Source organism: Flavobacterium lacus (assembly GCF_003268815.1).
GTDB lineage: Bacteria > Bacteroidota > Bacteroidia > Flavobacteriales > Flavobacteriaceae > Flavobacterium > Flavobacterium lacus.
In genome coordinates, this window is sequence record NZ_QLSV01000006.1 from 21958 (window position 1) to 41082 (window position 19125).

Annotated in this window: 17 protein-coding genes; 8 read left to right on the forward strand and 9 right to left on the reverse strand. The window is 36.4% G+C overall.

All coding sequences use genetic code 11. The annotated features are described in order from the left end of the window. The first annotated feature begins 6 nt into the window (after positions 1-6). Positions 7-1041, forward strand: a complete 1035-nt coding sequence (locus B0I10_RS07315) for an NADP(H)-dependent aldo-keto reductase (RefSeq protein WP_112085856.1) — start codon at positions 7-9, stop codon at positions 1039-1041. On the opposite strand, the gene B0I10_RS15650 is transcribed toward B0I10_RS07315, so the two are convergent. The 4 genes from B0I10_RS15650 to B0I10_RS07330 form a co-directional block, all read right to left on the reverse strand. Beyond that, complete coding sequence (locus B0I10_RS15650) at positions 1011-1151, reverse strand: hypothetical protein (protein ID WP_181456914.1); 141 nt, start codon at positions 1149-1151, stop codon at positions 1011-1013. The two genes, B0I10_RS07315 and B0I10_RS15650, sit on opposite strands and share 31 nt — an antisense overlap. A gap of 219 nt (positions 1152-1370) precedes the next feature. Next, the gene (locus B0I10_RS07320; protein ID WP_112085857.1) at positions 1371-2744 is read right to left on the reverse strand and encodes a PQQ-dependent sugar dehydrogenase; all 1374 of its coding nucleotides are present in this window, start codon (positions 2742-2744) and stop codon (positions 1371-1373) included. A gap of 125 nt (positions 2745-2869) precedes the next feature. After that, positions 2870-4033, reverse strand: a complete 1164-nt coding sequence (locus tag B0I10_RS07325; RefSeq protein ID WP_112085858.1) for a vWA domain-containing protein — start codon at positions 4031-4033, stop codon at positions 2870-2872. A gap of 27 nt (positions 4034-4060) precedes the next feature. Beyond that, a complete protein-coding gene (locus tag B0I10_RS07330; protein WP_112085859.1) occupies positions 4061-5383 on the reverse strand; it encodes an ATP synthase subunit B family protein in 1323 nt (440 codons plus the stop codon). 255 nt (positions 5384-5638) lie between these two features. Between B0I10_RS07330 and B0I10_RS07335 the strand changes: the two genes are divergently transcribed. From B0I10_RS07335 to B0I10_RS07350, 4 genes are all read left to right on the forward strand, one after another. Further along, a complete protein-coding gene (locus tag B0I10_RS07335) occupies positions 5639-7438 on the forward strand; it encodes a tetratricopeptide repeat-containing sensor histidine kinase (RefSeq protein ID WP_112085860.1) in 1800 nt (599 codons plus the stop codon). Further along, a complete protein-coding gene (locus B0I10_RS07340; RefSeq protein ID WP_112085861.1) occupies positions 7435-8190 on the forward strand; it encodes a LytR/AlgR family response regulator transcription factor in 756 nt (251 codons plus the stop codon). The genes B0I10_RS07335 and B0I10_RS07340 overlap by 4 nt, the downstream gene beginning before the upstream one ends. Positions 8191-8253: 63 nt before the next feature. Beyond that, positions 8254-8520, forward strand: a complete 267-nt coding sequence (locus tag B0I10_RS07345; protein ID WP_112085862.1) for a helix-turn-helix domain-containing protein — start codon at positions 8254-8256, stop codon at positions 8518-8520. A gap of 2 nt (positions 8521-8522) precedes the next feature. After that, positions 8523-9785 (forward strand): type II toxin-antitoxin system HipA family toxin, encoded by a 1263-nt coding sequence (locus B0I10_RS07350; protein WP_112085863.1) that lies wholly within the window; start codon positions 8523-8525, stop codon positions 9783-9785. A 1-nt stretch (position 9786) separates the two neighbouring features. Here B0I10_RS07350 and radA read toward each other — a convergent pair whose 3' ends face one another. The 5 genes from radA to panC form a co-directional block, all read right to left on the reverse strand. Next, positions 9787-11148 (reverse strand): DNA repair protein RadA, encoded by a 1362-nt coding sequence (radA, locus tag B0I10_RS07355; protein WP_112085864.1) that lies wholly within the window; start codon positions 11146-11148, stop codon positions 9787-9789. Next, positions 11148-12296, reverse strand: coding sequence for an alpha/beta hydrolase (locus tag B0I10_RS07360; RefSeq protein WP_112085865.1), 1149 nt, complete (start codon positions 12294-12296; stop codon positions 11148-11150). The genes radA and B0I10_RS07360 overlap by 1 nt, the downstream gene beginning before the upstream one ends. A gap of 61 nt (positions 12297-12357) precedes the next feature. Then, positions 12358-13320 (reverse strand): lysylphosphatidylglycerol synthase transmembrane domain-containing protein, encoded by a 963-nt coding sequence (locus tag B0I10_RS07365; RefSeq protein WP_112085866.1) that lies wholly within the window; start codon positions 13318-13320, stop codon positions 12358-12360. 2 nt (positions 13321-13322) lie between these two features. Further along, positions 13323-13673: an aspartate 1-decarboxylase gene (gene panD, locus B0I10_RS07370; RefSeq protein WP_112085867.1), complete on the reverse strand. Its 351-nt coding sequence runs from the start codon at positions 13671-13673 to the stop codon at positions 13323-13325. 13 nt (positions 13674-13686) lie between these two features. Next, complete coding sequence (gene panC, locus B0I10_RS07375) at positions 13687-14535, reverse strand: pantoate--beta-alanine ligase (RefSeq protein ID WP_112085868.1); 849 nt, start codon at positions 14533-14535, stop codon at positions 13687-13689. Positions 14536-14641: 106 nt separating this feature from the next. Here panC and B0I10_RS07380 point away from each other — a divergent pair, with 106 nt between their 5' ends. The 3 genes from B0I10_RS07380 to glmS are packed head-to-tail and all read left to right on the forward strand — an operon-like array spanning position 14642 to position 18950. Next, positions 14642-15448, forward strand: a complete 807-nt coding sequence (locus B0I10_RS07380) for a glycogen/starch synthase (RefSeq protein WP_112085869.1) — start codon at positions 14642-14644, stop codon at positions 15446-15448. A gap of 16 nt (positions 15449-15464) precedes the next feature. Continuing rightward, positions 15465-17090: a DUF4270 domain-containing protein gene (locus tag B0I10_RS07385; RefSeq protein ID WP_112085870.1), complete on the forward strand. Its 1626-nt coding sequence runs from the start codon at positions 15465-15467 to the stop codon at positions 17088-17090. 12 nt (positions 17091-17102) lie between these two features. Further along, a complete protein-coding gene (glmS, locus tag B0I10_RS07390; RefSeq protein WP_112085871.1) occupies positions 17103-18950 on the forward strand; it encodes a glutamine--fructose-6-phosphate transaminase (isomerizing) in 1848 nt (615 codons plus the stop codon). Positions 18951-19125 lie beyond the last annotated feature (175 nt).

The following is a 19125-nucleotide window of genomic DNA, read 5'->3' on the forward strand; positions in this document are numbered from 1 at the left end:
ATTAAAATGAACTATACTTTTATTCCACAAACCAACTTAAAAATTAGTAAAATCTGTTTAGGAACTATGACTTTTGGCGAGCAAAACTCCGAAAGTGAAGCCCATGAACAGTTGAATTATGCCGTTTCTAACGGAATTAATTTTATTGATACAGCCGAAATGTATCCCATTGCTGCCCGAAAAGAAACCTTGGGTAGTACCGAGCGTTTCATAGGGAGTTGGTTAAACAAAAGAGGTAAGCGTGACGATTTGGTGATTGCCACTAAAATTGCCGGACCTAATCGCGGAATGGAGTACATTCGGAAACCACTTGATTTTTCTGCCAAAAGCATCAATGAAGCCGTTGAGTTAAGTTTAAAAAATCTACAAACTGATTATATCGATTTATACCAAATGCATTGGCCGGAACGCGTGATGAATATGTTTGGGAAAAGAGGTCTGACCGAAATTGACACTCATTGGAAAGAAAATATAGCCGAAGTTTTATCTGTATATGATAAACTAATCAAAGCCGGAAAGATTCGGCACATCGGTGTTTCAAACGAAGCACCCTGGGCAGTGATGAAGTTTATCAGCGAAAGCGAAAAACACAATCTACCCCGAATTGCAACCATTCAAAATCCGTATTCGTTGCTAAACAGATTATTTGAAGTAGGTTTAACCGAAGTTTGTATGCGAGAAAATATTGGTCTAATGGCCTATTCGCCCTTGGGTTTTGGTATTTTATCCGGCAAACACTTAAACGGAACCAAATCTAATTCGCGAATTGACTTGTTTCCGCAATTTATTCGCTACACCAATGAAAATGCGACCAAAGCTACGCAATTGCACCAAGAATTGGCAGGTGATTTTGGGTTAACCTTAACTCAAATGGCTTTGGCTTTTGTACAACAGCAACAATTTGTGATGAGCACGATTATTGGAGCCACCTCTTTAGAACAACTGAAAGAGAACATTGATACGCACAGCATTATTCTTGCAGAGGAGATTTTGAAAGAAATTGAAAAAATTCATGAAATGATTCCGAATCCGGCTCCTTGAGTTGTTGTTGGTTGTCTGTTGTCTGTTGTCTGTTGTCTGTTGTCTGTTGTCTGTTGTCTGTTGTCTGTTGTCTGTTGTCTGTTTTCCAACAATCCTATAAAGATAATCATAGGCTTTGTGTCTTAACGTCTTTGTGGCTAAAAATACGTCACCACAGCCCTCTCCGAAGGAGAGGGAGACAGGGCGTAGTACTATTGCACTTAAGTAGTAGTAACAAATCTGCTTTAATCCATTATAGCGAAGCTATCAAAATCTGTTTAAACTCGCGTTTTGCAAAGCAAATCCGTTCAACCTGCCGGCAGGCAGGTCCGTGTTCCATTTCCGAGATGTTATTTCACAACCAATTTACTCGTAAAACTACCGCCATTTAGTTCTTCCACCGAAACAAAATATAATCCCGGAGAAAGGTTATCTATGCTAACCGTAGTCGACTCTAAATTATCCATTTTTTTGATGGTCACTCTTTTTCCCATCGAATCATAAATAGATAGTTCATATAAATTCAACAGATTAGCGTTTTTGATGGTAAATGAATTTTCAGCCGGATTAGGGTATATACTCAACCCATTTTGCTCAAAATCATTAGTGCTCAAGCTTGTGTCAATAATTCTAGAAACAATTCCGTTTGAAATTCCGGCCACATATAATTCGCCGTTTATATCTTCTCCAAAACTGGTAAAGTTTCCGCCGAAAGCACTTGTCCAAGTAATGGTTCCTCCATTATTTCCCACCCAGCCAATTCGGTTGGAGCAATAGTCTGCAAAAAAATATTTTCCCACCATATTTGAATACGTAGTACCACGATAAACATAGCCTCCTGTAATCGAACAATTACCACTTCCCAGATTATAGTTGGCTACCGGCATGAAATAATTTGATGCACTTTGACACCCATTTGTATTGTAGGGGATATTAGCCTCATAACAACGCCATCCAAAGTTCAGTCCAGCGGTAAGTGGAGCACTAACTTTATTGATTTCTTCACGTTCATTTTGACCAACATCGGCAATCCATAAATCGCCTGTTTGGGTATCAAAAGAAAATTTCCAAGGATTTCTCATTCCCACACCCCAAATTTCATCTGCACCGGCTACACCCACGTACGGATTATCTGCTGGAATTGCATAGCCTGATTCAACATCCACATCAATACGAAGCATTTTTCCTAACAAAGAGTTGATGTTTTGACCGTAATTATCCGGGTCGCCACCACTTCCGCCGTCGCCCATTCCAATATATAAATAACCATCGGGACCAAAATTAAGTGAACCGCCATTGTGATTAGAAAAAGGCTGAGCAATAGTTAATAAAACTTCTGCACTTGCAGGATTGGCTATGTTAGGGTCGGTGGTGCTTACGGTGTATTTTGCAATCACGGTAGCACCATCACCAGAGCGTGTATAGTTAACATAAAAACGACCATTCGTGGCATAATCAGGGTGAAAAGCCAAGCCCAACAAACCGCGTTCTCCGCCTGCTGTAATGATAGATGATAAGGATAAAAATGGCGTGGTGTTGATGGTTCCGTTTGCATTGACAATACGGATTAAACCGCCTCGTTGCACCACAAATAAACGGGAATCACCTGCATTCACAATAGCAACCGGACTCGAAAAACCGGAAGCAAATGTTTGCAGAGCAATTGTTTGCGAGAAAACACTCGACGCAAACAGTAAAACACCTAATTGTAGAATTTTTTTCATAGTATTTTTGTTTTTGGATTACGTAAAAATAGTAATTTTTTTTTAAATAGTTTTCATTATTAACAGGTTACAAAAAAAACCACCCCAAATTACTTCAAGGTGGTTTAACTACAATCCAACTAAAATTAATTCACCACTTTATAGCCTTTTGCTTTGGCAAAACTGTGAATAGAACTTGCCATGGCATTGCCTAAATCGTCTTGCGAGGCGGTATTTTTAGATTCGTTGTCAATAAATTCTTGTCGCTTTTTGGCCAGTTCCGCCATTTCTTTCTGAATGGTTTCGCGTTCTTTTGCCTTTTGAGTCACAATGGTTTTTATTTCTTCTTTCGATTTGTTTTTAAGCTCCGCCGGAAGTTCTTCGGGTTTAAGTTTTTCAATTGCTTTATCGTCTTTTTTGGCTTTATCCACTAAATCCCAACTGTCGTTTTTATATACTTCTTTCGATTTACTCACGGAACGCTCGGCATAATTGGCTCCGGATATCGATTGAGCATTGGCATCTTGCACTTCTTGGCTTCTTTTTTTCTCGATTCCTTTCGAACCGTAGCCAATGTAGGTGGTGTTTAACCGCACATTGCATTGCGAAATCTGATCGTCATACGGCGTCACGATGTAACGAACTTTGGCGTTGTAATCAATGTTGAAGTATTTTCCTTTGCCAACATCGGCACCGTCTTTCCAAAAAGTAGCAATGCCTTCGGCGGCGTTGCCACAGAAAATGGTATTGATAAAAATGTCTTTTTTCGAGGCATCGGCAATGGCTTCTTTATAGTTAACGCCACCTTGATTAAAGGGTTCGTTACCGGCAATATACACGAGTTTCATGCTTTTTTGATTATCGTCCCAGGTCAATTTATCAGAAGCTTCTTTAATTACGGCTCCGCAGTATTCGCTTCCGCCATTGGTTCGCAGGGCAAATAATTGTTCTGAAATTAAATCTAAATCAGTAGTTAACGGCGTGATTTGTCGAATGTAATTGGATTGCAGACTCAATCCGCTGTTGCCGTATTCGTATAATGCAATTTGAATTTCGGGACTTTTGCCTTCGTATTTTAATGTGGTTAATGTGTTGACGATGTTCCATAAACGCGATTTGGCTTGTTCGATCAAACCATCCATACTGGAGGACGTGTCTAACAATAAAGCGACTTGAATTTTGGTGTCGGTTGTTGCAACCATCGTTGGTTCCGGTTGTTGATTGATCGCTAAAGTTTCTTTTTTGTTCTCGCAATTGCTAAACAGCAAGCAAGACGATAAAAGGGTTAAGGTTAAAATTAGATTTTTCATACTGTTGGATTTATAAGTTAATTAAAATTATTTTTGAAGTGTGTTGATTTCGTTTTCCACCGAAAGAATCATCAAACACGTAGCCGTGCAAAACGCAGGACTGGTGATGCAGTGATGACCGTTCCAGCTGCCGTCTGCATTTTGAATTTGCATCATTCGCCCACCGATATTGTCGTACCATTTTTTCCAATCGTCGTCTTGGTTCACAATCATTGACTCGCCGGTTTGAAGGAAGCTTAGGAATTCTTCGCCGCCGTTGTTGCCAAAACCGGATAACACATCTTCTTTCATGGCGGTTACTTTTGCCGATTGATAGACTTTGTTGGCCACATCATACGACTTTGCTTTTTCTTTTGAATAGCCTAAACGTTCTAAATTTTGTTCGTTTAAAACCGCATCGCGTTCAATTTTACCTTCTGCTTTGGCTTTTTTAAAGAGTTGATCGGCTTCTTTGGCTTCTTCGGCACTGTTTCTCACCGAACTGCTCACGGCATAGAGCATGATTCCGGCTCCGTCTTCGGTTTTAGCTGATTCGCTCTGCGGGTTGTAATTGCTTTTTTGATATTCTCTGGCTTGCTGAATTTTTGCTTTATCTACTTTGATGTCTTTATTTTTAGATGCCATTTCTAAACCCGAATTCGCAAAAGACGATTGCAAAACGCCTGCCCAACCGGATCCTCCCACTTTGCCGGAATCGCCCATTGATTTTTCAATCTTATCAACACAAACTTGAATGCCGTCTTTCACTCTTGTTTTCATTGATTCGTCTTTTATTGTTGGAAGCAATTGATTAAAGAATTGCAAGGTGAGAATGGCATCAATGTGTTCGCCTAATTTTCCCTGAATTTGTGTTCCTCTTATTTGTGTGATGTAAGGGGAGTTTTGGTTTTTATCGATTTCATTCAATAGAAATAAAACCGATTTTTTAAGGGTTTCTTTGTGCTCGCCTTTTTCCATTGAAAAACCACAACGGTACAACGCCATCGCCGACATAGCTGTAGTGGCAGGATCGGAAGATACAGCGTGCGGATTTCTTTCTTTTTGATTGTTTCGGGAACCGGCTCCCCAACCGCCATCGGGATTTTGGGCTTGAATGAGCCATAATTCGCCTTTGGAGATGGTTTCTTCAAATTTCTTGCTTGATTTTACAACGGCAGCACCTTCAACGGATTGTTCGCCCATTAAGGACATAAAAACACAGGGTTTTTCATCGTCTTCCACAATTTTCCGTTGAGCGATTTCTTTTTTGGGAAGCAATTCTTTTGTTGGTTCAGAATCATTTCCCAACAAATAAATAAACGGAACACAACTTACTAAAGCAGATATTCCTAGCATGATTTTTGTTTTCATATTGTATTGATTTTGATTGTTATTAATTTTTTTGGCCGCTGATTCGCTGATTATTTTTGATGATATGCTAAAAAATCAGTGAATCAGTGGCTATTTTTATCATCTGTAAAAAATGATTTTGTTTTTATTTTTTGATAAAATTACTTGACAAGACAATTCAACTTTGATCCACTTGGTGAAACCCATTTCTGACTTGGTGAAATCGTTTTTTAAACCCGATTTTATTTTCGTACTTTACACTATAATATAAATGAGATGTATAATCGACTGAAAATAATACTGTTTGCTTTGCTTTTTCCTTTGGTGATGGTGGCTCAAGACACTACTAAAACCAAATTGGGAAAAACTTCGGTGAGCAAAAAAGCCATTGAACTGAAGGAAACTTTATCAGAAAGTAATCCTACTGCCACAGCGGATAAATATGTGGAATTGGCTAACGAGTTGGATAAAAAAGGTGATTACGCTAAAGCAGAAGATTATCTGAAAAGAGCTTTGCCGATTTATCAAAAGCAAAAGAATAAAGATAAAATAGCGAGTACAACACGTTCGATTGCTCAAATTCAGGAGAGGCAGAATAAAGTAAAAGAAGCCATTGTTAGTTATCAATCGGCGAGTGAAGAAGCGGTGGAAGTGGGTTATTCGAGGGTAAATTCGAATGATGCGAGTCGTTTGCAGAACACCAATCCACGAGTTCAAGCGGATTATTTAGATTCCAATATTAAAATTTTAGAGAAGGAAGGTAAAAAGGAGGAAGCTGCCGAAGTCTATAAACAAAAAGCAGAAGTCGATTTAAAATCGGAAAACAAAGGCATGGCGATTGAAAATTATGAAAAAGCAATTGCCGTTTCTAAAGATAAACCGGAAGAAGTGCTAAAATTGAAAAGCGAGATTTCGAAAGTGTATGCTTCTGAAAACAATTTAGATAAAGCCATTGAAATTACGAAAAGCACGATTACCGAGGCAGAGAAACTAGGAAGTGTTTCACAACAAATTGAGCAACAGCAAACGTTGGCGGGTTTATATTTTAAAAATGAAAATCAAGACGATGCGATTGTTTTGTTGGAAGAAACGTATAATTTGGCATTAAAAAACGGGCGGACATTTGATGCGAAGAAAGCGATGTTGGCTCTTTCGGATTATTACAGACAACAAGGCAATCAAACGAAAGCGATTGAATTGTATGATAAATTTCTGAATGATTTTGATCGGATGGTGCAAGCGGATAGTTCATTGGTGGATTCAAAGATTTTTCAAGTTACCGAAGAAAAAATCAAACAATTGGAAAAAGAACGGGCTTTAAAAGATGAGTTGATTACCAAGAAAAATAAGTTCAATTATGTCTTGATTGGTTCGGTGATTTTGATGTTGATTTTATTGGGATTGATTGCAAAAGCGTTGTTTTCCATCAAAACCAAGAATAAAAAAATTGCTTTGCAATCGTTGCGGAGGGAAATGAATCCGCATTTTATTTTTAACAGTTTGAATAGTGTGAACCAATTTATTGCTCAAAATAATGAGTTGGAAGCCAATAAATATTTGACTTCGTATTCTAATTTGATGCGTAATATGATGGAAACATCGAACAAAGATTTTATTTCGTTATACAGCGAATTAGAGCAGATTAAGAAGTATTTGGATTTGGAACATTTGCGTTTTCAGGACAAATTTGTTTATGAAATTGTGGTGGATGAAAAGTTGGATTCGGATGCGATTTTAGTCCCGAATATGTTGATTCAGCCGCATTTAGAAAACGCCATTTGGCACGGTTTGCGTTACCGAGAAACCATAGGAAAGTTGAAAGTAACTTTTGCGGAAGAAAATCAATTGATCAAAGTTTCAATTGAAGATGACGGTATTGGTGTCGAAAAAAGTCGCGAACTGAAAACACAAAATCAAAAAGTGCACGAATCCAGAGGCTTGAACAATGTGGAAGAACGGATTAATTTGCTGAACGATTTGTATCATCAACAGATTTCGTATACCATTTCGTCGGGAACAGATGGAAACGGAACATTAGTCACGCTTTATTTTTCTAAAACCACTAAGCCAGCATGAACGATTTTCAAAAAATAAAAAGTGTCATTGTCGAAGATGAATCGGCTGCTCGCGAAGCGTTGAAAAATTACTTGGCCAAATATTGTCCGCAAATCGAAATCATTGGCGAAGCACAAAATAGTCGGGAAGCGATTCCGCTGTTGCACGAACTACAACCGCAATTGGTTTTTTTGGATGTAGAAATGCCGTTTGGCAATGCGTTTGATGTGTTGGAAGGCTGCAAAGACTTGCATTTTGAAACCATTTTTGTCACCGCTTTTTCCGAATATTCGTTGAAAGCGTTGAACCAAAGTGCGGCGTATTATTTGTTGAAACCCATCAGCATTGAAGAATTGATTTTGGCTGTAAACAAAGTCCAACAACAATTAATGAAGCAGGATTTGTTTAACCGAAATCAAATCATCGTACAAAACTTTCGCGAACCCAAAATCGAGAAGCAACAAGTCATTTTACCCACGTTAGAAGGATTTGAAGTGGTGAAAATGGAAGAAATCGTTCGTTTGCGTGGCAATGGCAACTTTACCGACATTCATCTGTCTGATGGAACCAAAAAAATGGTTTGTCGTTTTTTGAAACACTTTGATGAAATGTTAGATTTTCCGTTTATGCGAGTGCATAAATCGCACATCATCAATTTGAATTTTGTGAAATCGTATCACAAATCGCTGGGCGGTTATGTCACGCTTTTTGATGAAACAGAGATTGAGATTTCGGTGGGTTATAAGGAGGAGTTTTTGAAGATGTTTAAATAAATACCATTAAATTAGTATATTTATTCAAAAACTACTATTTTTGAATAATATAATGGTATTTTTATGATTAACTCCATATCCATAAAAGAAGTCAAAATCCAAATCGGACAACTTTGTAAGGCCAAAAGAAAGGAATTTAACCTTACCCGAGAACAATTGGCAGATGCTTTGCAAATGTCGAGAGCTACCATTCAAAACATTGAAAGCGGCAAAAATGTAACTTTAGATAATTTACTCAAAATGGCCAATCATTTTCATTTGTTGGAAACTATTTTTGAAGGTGTTCAATCCTTAAAGCATTCTTCATCAGATCCACTTTCACTTTACTAATTATGGCAGCAACACCTTTAATAGCAGTAGATTTTTTTGGAATAGAAATTGGTAAATTGGGGTATGATGCTGATCAAAAAAAATGTTATTTTCAGTACAATGCTGAATTTTTAGATTCCGGAAAGTTTTCAAACGTATTTCCTTTTATTTTCAAACGCATTAAGCCCGTTCAGGTTTTTACCCAATTTGAAGGCGAAACATTTCGTGGGCTTCCACCGATGATTGCCGATTCGTTACCCGATGTTTTTGGTAATATTATTTTTCAAGAATGGTTTTCGAGGAAAGAACCCAACAAAAAGATTTCGCCATTGGAGCAATTGACCTATGTTGCCAATCGAGGAATGGGAGCACTAGAATATCGTCCGATTCAAGATTTACCTGATTCAGCGGCTATTGATATCAACGAAATGGTGCAGGTACTTGAAAAAATAATGCAATTAAAAGAAGAAACTACTGAAAATGTGTTGAATGATTTAGCTTTGTTAAATATCTTCAAAATTGGAACTTCAGCGGGTGGAGCTAGACCAAAAATTTTAATTGCAGAACATAAAAAAACGGGGCAAATCGTAGCAGGGGATAAACATTTTTCAACTGATTATTTTCATTATTTGGTTAAATTGCATTTGCCTGAACAAGCTCCTTATCATCAGGAAAAGGTGGAATATGCTTATTATTTACTGGCTCAAAAGGCCGGAATAGAAATGATGCCTTCTAAATTGATTGATAACAAACATTTTGCAACCCTTCGCTATGACAGAGAAAAAGGCGAAAAGCAACACGTATTAACTGCTTCCGGTTTAACCGGTTGGGATTTTACAAAACCGGAACAATCCAGTTATGAAAACGTGTTTAAATTGGCTGCTTCTTTAAAGGTGCCACACAAAGATTTACAAGAACTTTTTAAACGAATGGTTTTTAATTTGGTCTTTCAAAATATAGACGACCATTTAAAAAATCACAGTTTTATCTACAATAAAGAGGAGAATAATTGGCATTTAGCTCCGGCTTATGATGTGACGTTTGCTTTAAATCCGCTATTAAATTACACTTCTGTTTCAAGAGCGTTATCCATCAATAACAAACGTCAAAATATCAATTTAAAAGATGTTTTACTGATTGCAGAAGAATATGCGATTAAAAATCCAAAAGGAATTGTTGAAGAAATTGAAAAAGTCACTTCACATTGGCAATTGATTGCAAAAGAAGTAGAAATTTCAGAAAAAATCATAACTAGGATTGAAAATGACTTTGTCAATTTGAGCTGATTTACCCAAACAATTCCCCCACCACATCTTCAATTTTCGCCACTAATTTCACTTGAATCAACGTTTCTTTTAACGAAATTTTATTGTATTTCGAGACAAAAATCGTCGAAAAACCTAATTTTTCCGCTTCCAAAATGCGTTGTTCTACTCGGTTCACGGGACGAATTTCGCCGGCTAAGCCTACTTCTCCGGCAAAGCAAAAATCCTTTCCAACCGGAATATCTTCGTTTGAAGATAAAATTGCTGCTACTACTGCCAAATCAATCGCTGGGTCATCCACAGAAATTCCACCTGTCACATTTAAAAAAACGTCTTTTGCTCCCAAACGAAATCCGGCACGTTTTTCTAAAACCGCCAAAATCATATTGAGTCGTTTGGCATTGTAACCGGTGGTGCTGCGTTGCGGCGTTCCGTAAACTGCGGTGCTGACTAAGGCTTGAATTTCTATCATCAATGGTCGCATGCCTTCTAAAGTTGATGCAATGGCCGTTCCGGAAAGTTCTTCGTCTTTATGCGAAATCAGTATTTCAGATGGATTGGCCACTTCGCGTAAGCCTGAACCTTGCATTTCATAAATTCCAATTTCTGCTGTAGAACCAAAACGGTTTTTGAGTGAACGAAGGATTCGGTACACATGATTTCGATCACCTTCAAATTGCAAAACGGTATCCACCATGTGTTCCAGAATTTTGGGGCCTGCAATCGTTCCGTCTTTCGTAATGTGACCAATTAAAAGTACCGGAACATTCGTTTCTTTGGCAAATTTGATCAGTTCTGCCGAGCATTCCCGAATTTGGGAAATACTTCCGGCAGTCGATTCAATATAATCGGTATGCAACGTTTGAATGGAGTCAATAATTACAATTTCAGGTTCAATTTCCTGAATTTGTTTAAAGATATTTTGCGTTTTGGTTTCGGTTAGAATAAAACAATTATCGCCGTTTGGTGTAATCCGTTCGGCACGCATTTTTATCTGTTTCTGACTTTCTTCGCCTGAAACATATAAGGTTTTATATGGTAATTTTAAGGATATTTGCAACAAAAGCGTACTTTTTCCAATGCCGGGTTCGCCGCCTAAAAGGGTTAGTGAGCCTGGGACTAATCCGCCACCAAGCACTCGGTTTAATTCGCCATCTGTGGTATCTAAACGAATTTCTTGTGTGGAATCAATGTCGCTGATTCGGAGTGGTTTAGGCGCTTTTTTAGTTTCGGTTGATGAAGGTTTCCAAGATGACTTTTCTTCTTTTTGAATTACTTCTTCTACAATGGTGTTCCATTCATTACACGCATGACATTGGCCTTGCCATTTAGAATATTGGGTGCCGCAATTTTGGCAAAAAAAAGAGGTTTTAACTTTCGCCATTATTTCAATAGTTTCTTCATTTCTTCCGATTTATCATACATCATATCTTTGTCTAAATCGCCTATGGGTTCTTTTTGAAAAGCACTTAGATAGTATTTTTGTGCTCTTTTATAATCCTCTTTTTTCTCATACATCAACGCCATGTGATAATCGGGAAGCATTGTTTTTTTATAATATTTATCGGCCAAAATAGAAAGTTCATCAAATTCATTATAGGCTTTATTTTTTAAAATTGCCGCCTCAACGGCTTTAAAATCATTTAAACGAATGGGCATTTTTATGTTTAATGATTTTTCCAAAGCATCATATTTTTGTTTTAGGTACTCGACATAACCTGATTCTAATTTCACAATTTTTTCATTAAATTCATATACTGTAATGGGTTGATAAACCGCAAAAAATTGATACAATGCATTTGGAATCGAGTGTAAAACCAATGAATAATGTGAAGCTCCCAAAAATTCATCAAACTTATAATTCAACGTTTCTTTTTTGATAGCTTTTACTTTTTCATCGAGCTCTTTGATGCGTTTTTGAATTTTATTCAAATCACCATCCGCGGTAGATTGATAGTAATAAATTGGTTTAGTAATTGCATTTAATCGTTCAGGAATTCTGTTTTCCATGTCTAAAGCAAATTCCGGACTCAGAGAGATATAGGCGTCAAAAAGCGGATTTTCTTTATATAAAAAGAAATTTAAAAAACCTGCCGTTGTATCGTGTCCGGCAATAATTTTGAAAGGTGCAATTCGGTATGTTTTTTGCAAATAAGGCATTAATTCAGTACCTATAAAATCAAAAAAATTGGCTCCGGTTTCAATTGGCAAACCACTTTCTTCATCATATTCACTGTCGGCATAACGTTCATCTTGTTTATTTTGTGAAATCCCTACTAAAATTACTTCCGGTAAATCATCCCAATAATTTCCAAATTTCAGAGCTCCTTGAAAAGGATCAAACAAATATTCGCCATCCAAAACGAGCAATAAAGGAAATTTTTGATTTTTATCTTTTTCATAAGAGGGAGGAAGTGTGATGTAAATGTCTCTGTCTCCGCCTAATTTTTGAGAAGAAAAGGACTCAACGGTTTTTTGAGCATAAAAACTCAAAGAGCACAGTAAAACGGCAAGAATTTGTGGTAATTTCATCTGTTTTCGGTTTTGGAAATTAAGTAAATAACCTAATTTTATTCGAAAGCAAGATAGTAAATTATTTGTTTTTGTTTAAAATGGGAAGCAATAAAAATGAAAGAGTTCCTAAAATCACCACCATCAAGGTTTGTGAAGTCCATACCAACCAACCAAAAGCAGTTCCGGCAGTTTCGGGAACATTGTAAAGTAGAAGAATTTCTGCCATCAAAAATGGATAGGCTCCGAAACCCGAATTGGTCAGAGTAATGGCAATTCCGCCCACGATAAACGAAATGACAACTGTGCTTAAACTTAAGTTACTCGTTTCCGGCAGGGCAAAAATGGTAATGTAAAACATAAAAAAGTAACTTGCCCAAATCAATAAAGAATGAAATAGAAAAGCCCATTTTTTCTCCATTTTCCATATACTGAAGACACCATCAATTAAACCGGAAATTTTTTGTTTGATTGTTTGTATTACTTTAAACTTAGAATAACGGAACAGCAAAATGACACCAATCATTAAAGTTGTTGCAATTCCTAACATCACTATTAATTTTTGAAATGGAATTTTATCCAACACAAATGCTTTTAAAACATCAAATTCCAGAAAAAAAGCTAAACCAATGAATGATAATAGGAAAAAAGTATCTACCACTCTTTCGGCAATGATGGTTCCGAAAGCCTTGTCAAACGGAACATCTTCGTATTTTTTGAGAATCAAAGCACGTGAAACTTCGCCAGAACGCGGAATAGACATGTTGATGAAATAGCCAATACAAACCGCCATGACATTGGTGGAAATTTTTGGTTTATAGCCTAAATGTTCTAAGGTATATCTCCAACGATAACCTCTTGACCACAAAGCCACGGCACTAATTAACAGGGAAATTAGAATGTAGAAATAATCCGCATTTTTAAACTGTAGTTTAATTTCTTCTACTTGTTTGGGTGTAAACTTATTGTAGGTATAAATAACCAACGCCAATCCCAACAAAATTGGAAGTAAAATAGAAAGCCATTTACCAATTTTCTGTTTCAAGATTAGGTTAACGAATTGTCGTTTTCATTCGGAAATACTAAGGAAGGTTTGAAGGTTTTGGCTTCTTCAAAATCTAAAATTCCATAAGCGATAATGATAATAATATCACCTTTTTGAACTTTTCGTGCAGCCGGTCCATTCAAAGTAATTTCGCCGCTATTGCGATTTCCTTTAATCACATACGTTTCTAAACGTTCACCGTTATTGATGTTTACGATTGAAACTTTTTCCCCTTCTACAAGGTTTGAAGCTTCCATTAGGGCTTCGTCGATAGTAATGCTACCGATATAATTTAAATCTGCTCCAGTCACCTTCACGCGGTGAATCTTGGATTTTACAACTTGAATTTGCATGGTGCAAAGGTAATTAATTTAATGAAATAGTATCAATCAATCGAATGTTGTTGATAAAAACAGCGATAAAAGCACGGTATTTTTTGTTTTTCACTCTACGTAAACAAGGTTTTAGTGTGGCTTCATCGGCAATTTGAAAATATTCTAATGAAAATTGAGGATGCATTTCAAATGTTTTTTTAACAAAATCCGAAACTTCATTAGCAGATTTTGTACCAAATATTTTTTTGGCAGTAGTTAATGTTTTGAAAATTAAAGCAGACTCTTCTTTTTCGGCTTCAGAAAGGCGTTCGTTGCGGGAACTCATCGCTAAGCCATTTTTTTCACGATGGATGGGGCAGCCGACTACATTTACCGGAATGTTGTACTTTTGAGCCAATTTTTTAATAATTTGTAATTGTTGAAAATCTTTTTCCCCAAAATAGGCATTTTTTGGTTGTACGATTTCAAAAAGTCGCTTTACAATTGTTCCTACTCCGTCAAAATGTCCGGGACGATGTTTTCCTTCCATTTGATGTTCTAAGCCATCATAGTTAAAGGACTGTGAAACGGTTTTTCCGTTATAAATATCATCCACAGTAGGAGCATAAATAACAACTTTATCACTCAATGTAGCTATTTTCTGAACATCTCTATCAAGGGTTCTTGGATAATTTTCCAAATCTTCAGGATTATTGAATTGCGTTGGGTTTACAAAAATACTTATCATCACCAACTTGTTTTCTTGTAGTGCTTTTCTTAGCAAAGACAGGTGGCCCTCGTGCAAGGCACCCATGGTTGGCACAAATCCGATACTGGTTTGATCTGTCCAAAAAGGTAACATATAGGCTTTAAGGTCGCTTTGTTTATTGAAAATGAGCATGTAAATTTGATTAGTTCGTTGCAAACTTACTATTTTACTTAAATATCTGCATTAATTTTTGTAATTTTGCATGTTTTTATAACCTAATAAATAAAGTTCAAAACGTATGGAGGATAAGAGGATATTGTATGTATCATCTGAGGTAGTGCCTTATTTAGCAGAAAATGAAGTTTCGATTATGTCTTATGACGTTCCAAAAATGATTAATGATCAGGGTGGACAAATAAGGATTTTTATGCCACGGTACGGAAATATCAATGAGAGAAGACATCAATTGCATGAGGTAATACGATTGTCTGGAATGAATTTGGTGGTGAATGATTTAGACATGCCGTTGATTATAAAAGTAGCATCCATACCAAAAGAACGAATTCAAGTCTATTTTATTGATAATGACGAATACTTTAAACGCAAAGCAACTTTTACGGATGAAGAAGGAAAAATGTATGCCGATAATGATGAAAGGGCCATCTTTTTTGCTAAAGGAGTTGTAGAAACAGTAAAAAAATTAAATTGGGTTCCGGATATCATTCATGTGCATGGTTGGTTGGCATCGCTTTTGCCGGTTTATATGAAACATTATTATAAAGATGAAGCTCTTTTTTCGGATACAAAAATTGTAACTTCTGTTTATGCTCAATCTTTTGACGGGAATTTAGATTTAGAATTAATCAATAAAATAAAATTTGATGGCGTTCCACACGAATCTATTTCCGTTTTAGAACAACCAAATTATGAAAATCTAATTAAAGCGGCTATAGAACACTCTGATGCAGTGATAGTTGCTTCTGAAAACGTGTCTTCAAGTTTAACAAAATTTATAGAAGCAACAGGAAAACCTTTTTTACCTTTCGTCCCGAAAGAGGACTATCCTGAGCATTACACAAATTTCTATAAAAACAAGGTTCTTTAAATTTTATTTATTTTATATGATTTCAAAAAAATTAACACAATATACATCTATTGCAGCACTTGCTTTGTTGCTTTTTTCTTGTGATAAAGATTTTAATACAATTGGAGGAAGCGTAATTGGTGACGACCATTTTCAATTTGGGATAAAAGATATTGATGCTACTGTGGTTGCTTATAATCAAGATTTAGGGGCTGCACAGACCAATAATCTTGTTATAAACCCCTTGGGAATTTATAATAATACAGCGTTTGGCAAAACTACCGCCCATTTTGTAACACAAGTTTCATTACCAGGTACTACTGCTCAAACGTTTAACCCAAACCCGGTAATTGAGGAAGTAATTCTTTATATTCCTTATTTTAGCAGAAAAGGCACAACCGATTCTGAAGGAGTTGCGACCTACGAGTTAGATTCTGTTTATGGTGCGTCTAAGTTAAAACTTAGTGTCTTTGAAAATGGCTATTTTTTAAGAGATTTTGATCCAAATACCCAATTTACTGAAGCACAACGATATTATTCGGATCAGATGTCCGATTTTGAAAACAACAAAAGAGGAGCTGCGTCAGATGGAACATCTATTCCAAATGGAGAACGTCTCAATAATTCTACGAACGTTGCAGAAAACGACCAATTTTTCTTTAATCCAGCGGAAATTTCAGTAACAACAGGAGAGGGTGATGACGAAACGACAACAAAATCGGCACCCGGTATTTATTTGACATTAAATAAAGATTTCTTTCAAAAGAAAATTATTGGCGGGTATAACCAAAATAAGTTGGTGACAAATAACGTTTTTAGCGAATATTTCCGAGGCCTTTATTTTAAAGTTGAAGCCTCAGAGGTTGAGCCGAATGGAAATAGTCTTGCCATGATTAATTTTACCGGGGGAAAAATTACTATAAAATACGAGCAAGATGACGACAATCTTCCAGAAACTGATGGTAGGGAAAAGAAAACGTTAGAACTTTCTCTTACCGGAAATACGGTTTGTTTAACAAATCAAGAAAGAAGCACAAATTATTCTAATGCATTAGCTGCTGCTGATGCGGTGCAAGGCGATGAAAAATTATATATAAATGGGGGAGCAGGTTCGATGGCCGTGATTAACTTATTTAATCGCGATGAAGATGGAGAGTCTGCAGAGTTAGAACAGTATAGAGCCAACGGATGGTTGATTAACGAGGCTAATTTAACCTTTAGAATTGATCGCGATGCAATGGGCAACAATGTCGAACCAAATAGAATTTACCTGTATGATTTAGACAACAAAATTCCTTTGATCGATTATACTAATGATTTCACAACCAATTCTACAAAACCAAAATTTGGAAAATCAATTCACGGCGGAATCATTAGACTGGAGGATGGTAAAGGAGTGTCCTACAAAATTAGAATCACTAACCATATTGCTAATCTGCTTAAGAACCCTGATTTTAAGAATGTTAGATTAGGTTTGGTTGTTACCGAAGCAATTGGAAATGTTGGAAATTATAAATTAAAAAATCAAACAACAACGGGCATTAAAGAGGTGCCAATTGCATCGATAATGAATCCCTTGGGCACTGTGTTGTACGGAAGTAAATCTTCTGTATCTTTGGAGCAAAGATTGAAATTAGAAATTTACTATACTAAACCTGACTAAATAGTTAAACATATGTGTGGAATTGTTGGATATATTGGAAAAAGAGACGCTTATTCAATTGTAATTAAAGGATTAAAGCGTTTAGAATATAGAGGTTACGACAGTGCCGGAATCATGCTTCATGACGGCAACGACCTTAAAATTTCGAAAACAAAAGGAAAAGTAACAGACTTAGAAGAAGTTTCAGCAAAAGACAATAATTTTTTTGGTTCTATCGGAATGGGTCACACCCGTTGGGCAACTCACGGCGTGCCAAATGATGTGAATTCTCATCCACATTTATCAAATTCTGGAAATATTGCCATTATTCACAACGGAATTATTGAAAATTATGAACCGCTAAAAAAGGAATTAATCAAAAGAGGTTTCGTTTTTCATTCTGATACTGATACAGAGGTTTTAGTAAACCTTATTGAAGACGTTCAGAAAAAAGAAAATCTAAAATTAGGAAAAGCAGTTCAAGTTGCCTTAAACCAAGTTGTTGGAGCCTATGCAATTGCTGTTTTTGATAAAAATAAACCAGATGAGATTGTAGTAGCTCGTTTAGGTAGTCCGTTAGCGATTGGAATAGGTGATGGCGAATTTTTTGTTGCTTCTGATGCCTCACCATTTATCGAATATACTTCGAATGCTATTTATTTGGAAGATGAAGAAATGGCGATTGTTCGTTTACACAAACCAATCAAAGTTCGTAAAATTAAGGATGATACCTTAGTAGATCCGTATGTTCAAGAGTTAAAAATGAACTTGGAACAAATCGAAAAAGGAGGCTACGATCATTTTATGCTTAAAGAAATCTATGAGCAACCAAGTGTTATAAAAGATACCTACCGAGGAAGATTACTTTCTAACAAAGGAATCATTCAAATGGCCGGAATTGAAGATAATTTAGAAAAATTCCTCAATGCGGAGCGTATTATAATCGTTGCCTGTGGAACTTCATGGCATGCCGGTTTGGTTGCCGAATACATTTTTGAAGAATTTGCAAGAATTCCCGTGGAAGTAGAATATGCTTCAGAATTTAGATATAGAAATCCAATTATCAATAAAAAAGACATTGTTGTGGCTATTTCGCAATCCGGTGAAACAGCCGATACATTAGCCGCAATCAAGTTGGCCAAAGAAAACGGTGCATTTGTTTTTGGTGTTTGTAATGTGGTTGGTTCTTCCATTTCAAGAGAAACCGATGCGGGTGCATATACGCATGCCGGTCCGGAAATTGGCGTAGCTTCAACTAAAGCCTTTACAACGCAAATCACCGTTTTAACGCTGATAGCTTTACGTTTAGCAAAAGCAAAAGGAACGATGTCAAATTCTGACTATCACCGTTATTTACTAGAATTAGAAATGATACCGGACAAAGTAGCTGAAGCTCTTGAAACCAACGATATCGCCAAAGAAATTGCAGGAATTTATAAAGATTCTCCAAATTGTTTATATTTAGGTAGAGGATATAATTTTCCGGTTGCATTAGAAGGAGCATTGAAATTAAAAGAGATATCTTATATTCATGCTGAAGGTTATCCTGCCGCAGAAATGAAACACGGACCAATCGCCTTAATTGATGAATCGATGCCGGTGGTTGTTATTGCCCCAAAAATGGGACATTATGATAAAGTTGTCAGTAATATCCAGGAAATAAAATCCAGAAGTGGAAAAATTATTGCAGTAGTTACAAAAGGAGATACACAAGTACGAGAATTAGCCGATCACGTGATCGAAATTCCTGAGACGTCTGATGCCCTTTCTCCATTATTAACGACCATTCCGTTGCAACTACTATCGTATCACATTGCAGTAATGAGAGGTTGTAATGTGGATCAACCAAGAAATTTAGCCAAATCGGTTACGGTAGAATAACCAATTTTACACTGTTTTAAAGCGAAGCGAGCATATTTATGTTCGCTTTTTTTTATTTTCTTATTTCCGTAATAAAGTTGCTAAATTGTTAACAAAAGCTTAAAAAATTATATGAACGCATAGTAAATAGTGTTCGTTTTATTAAATTTTTAAAAATAATTCAACAATTGCAGTT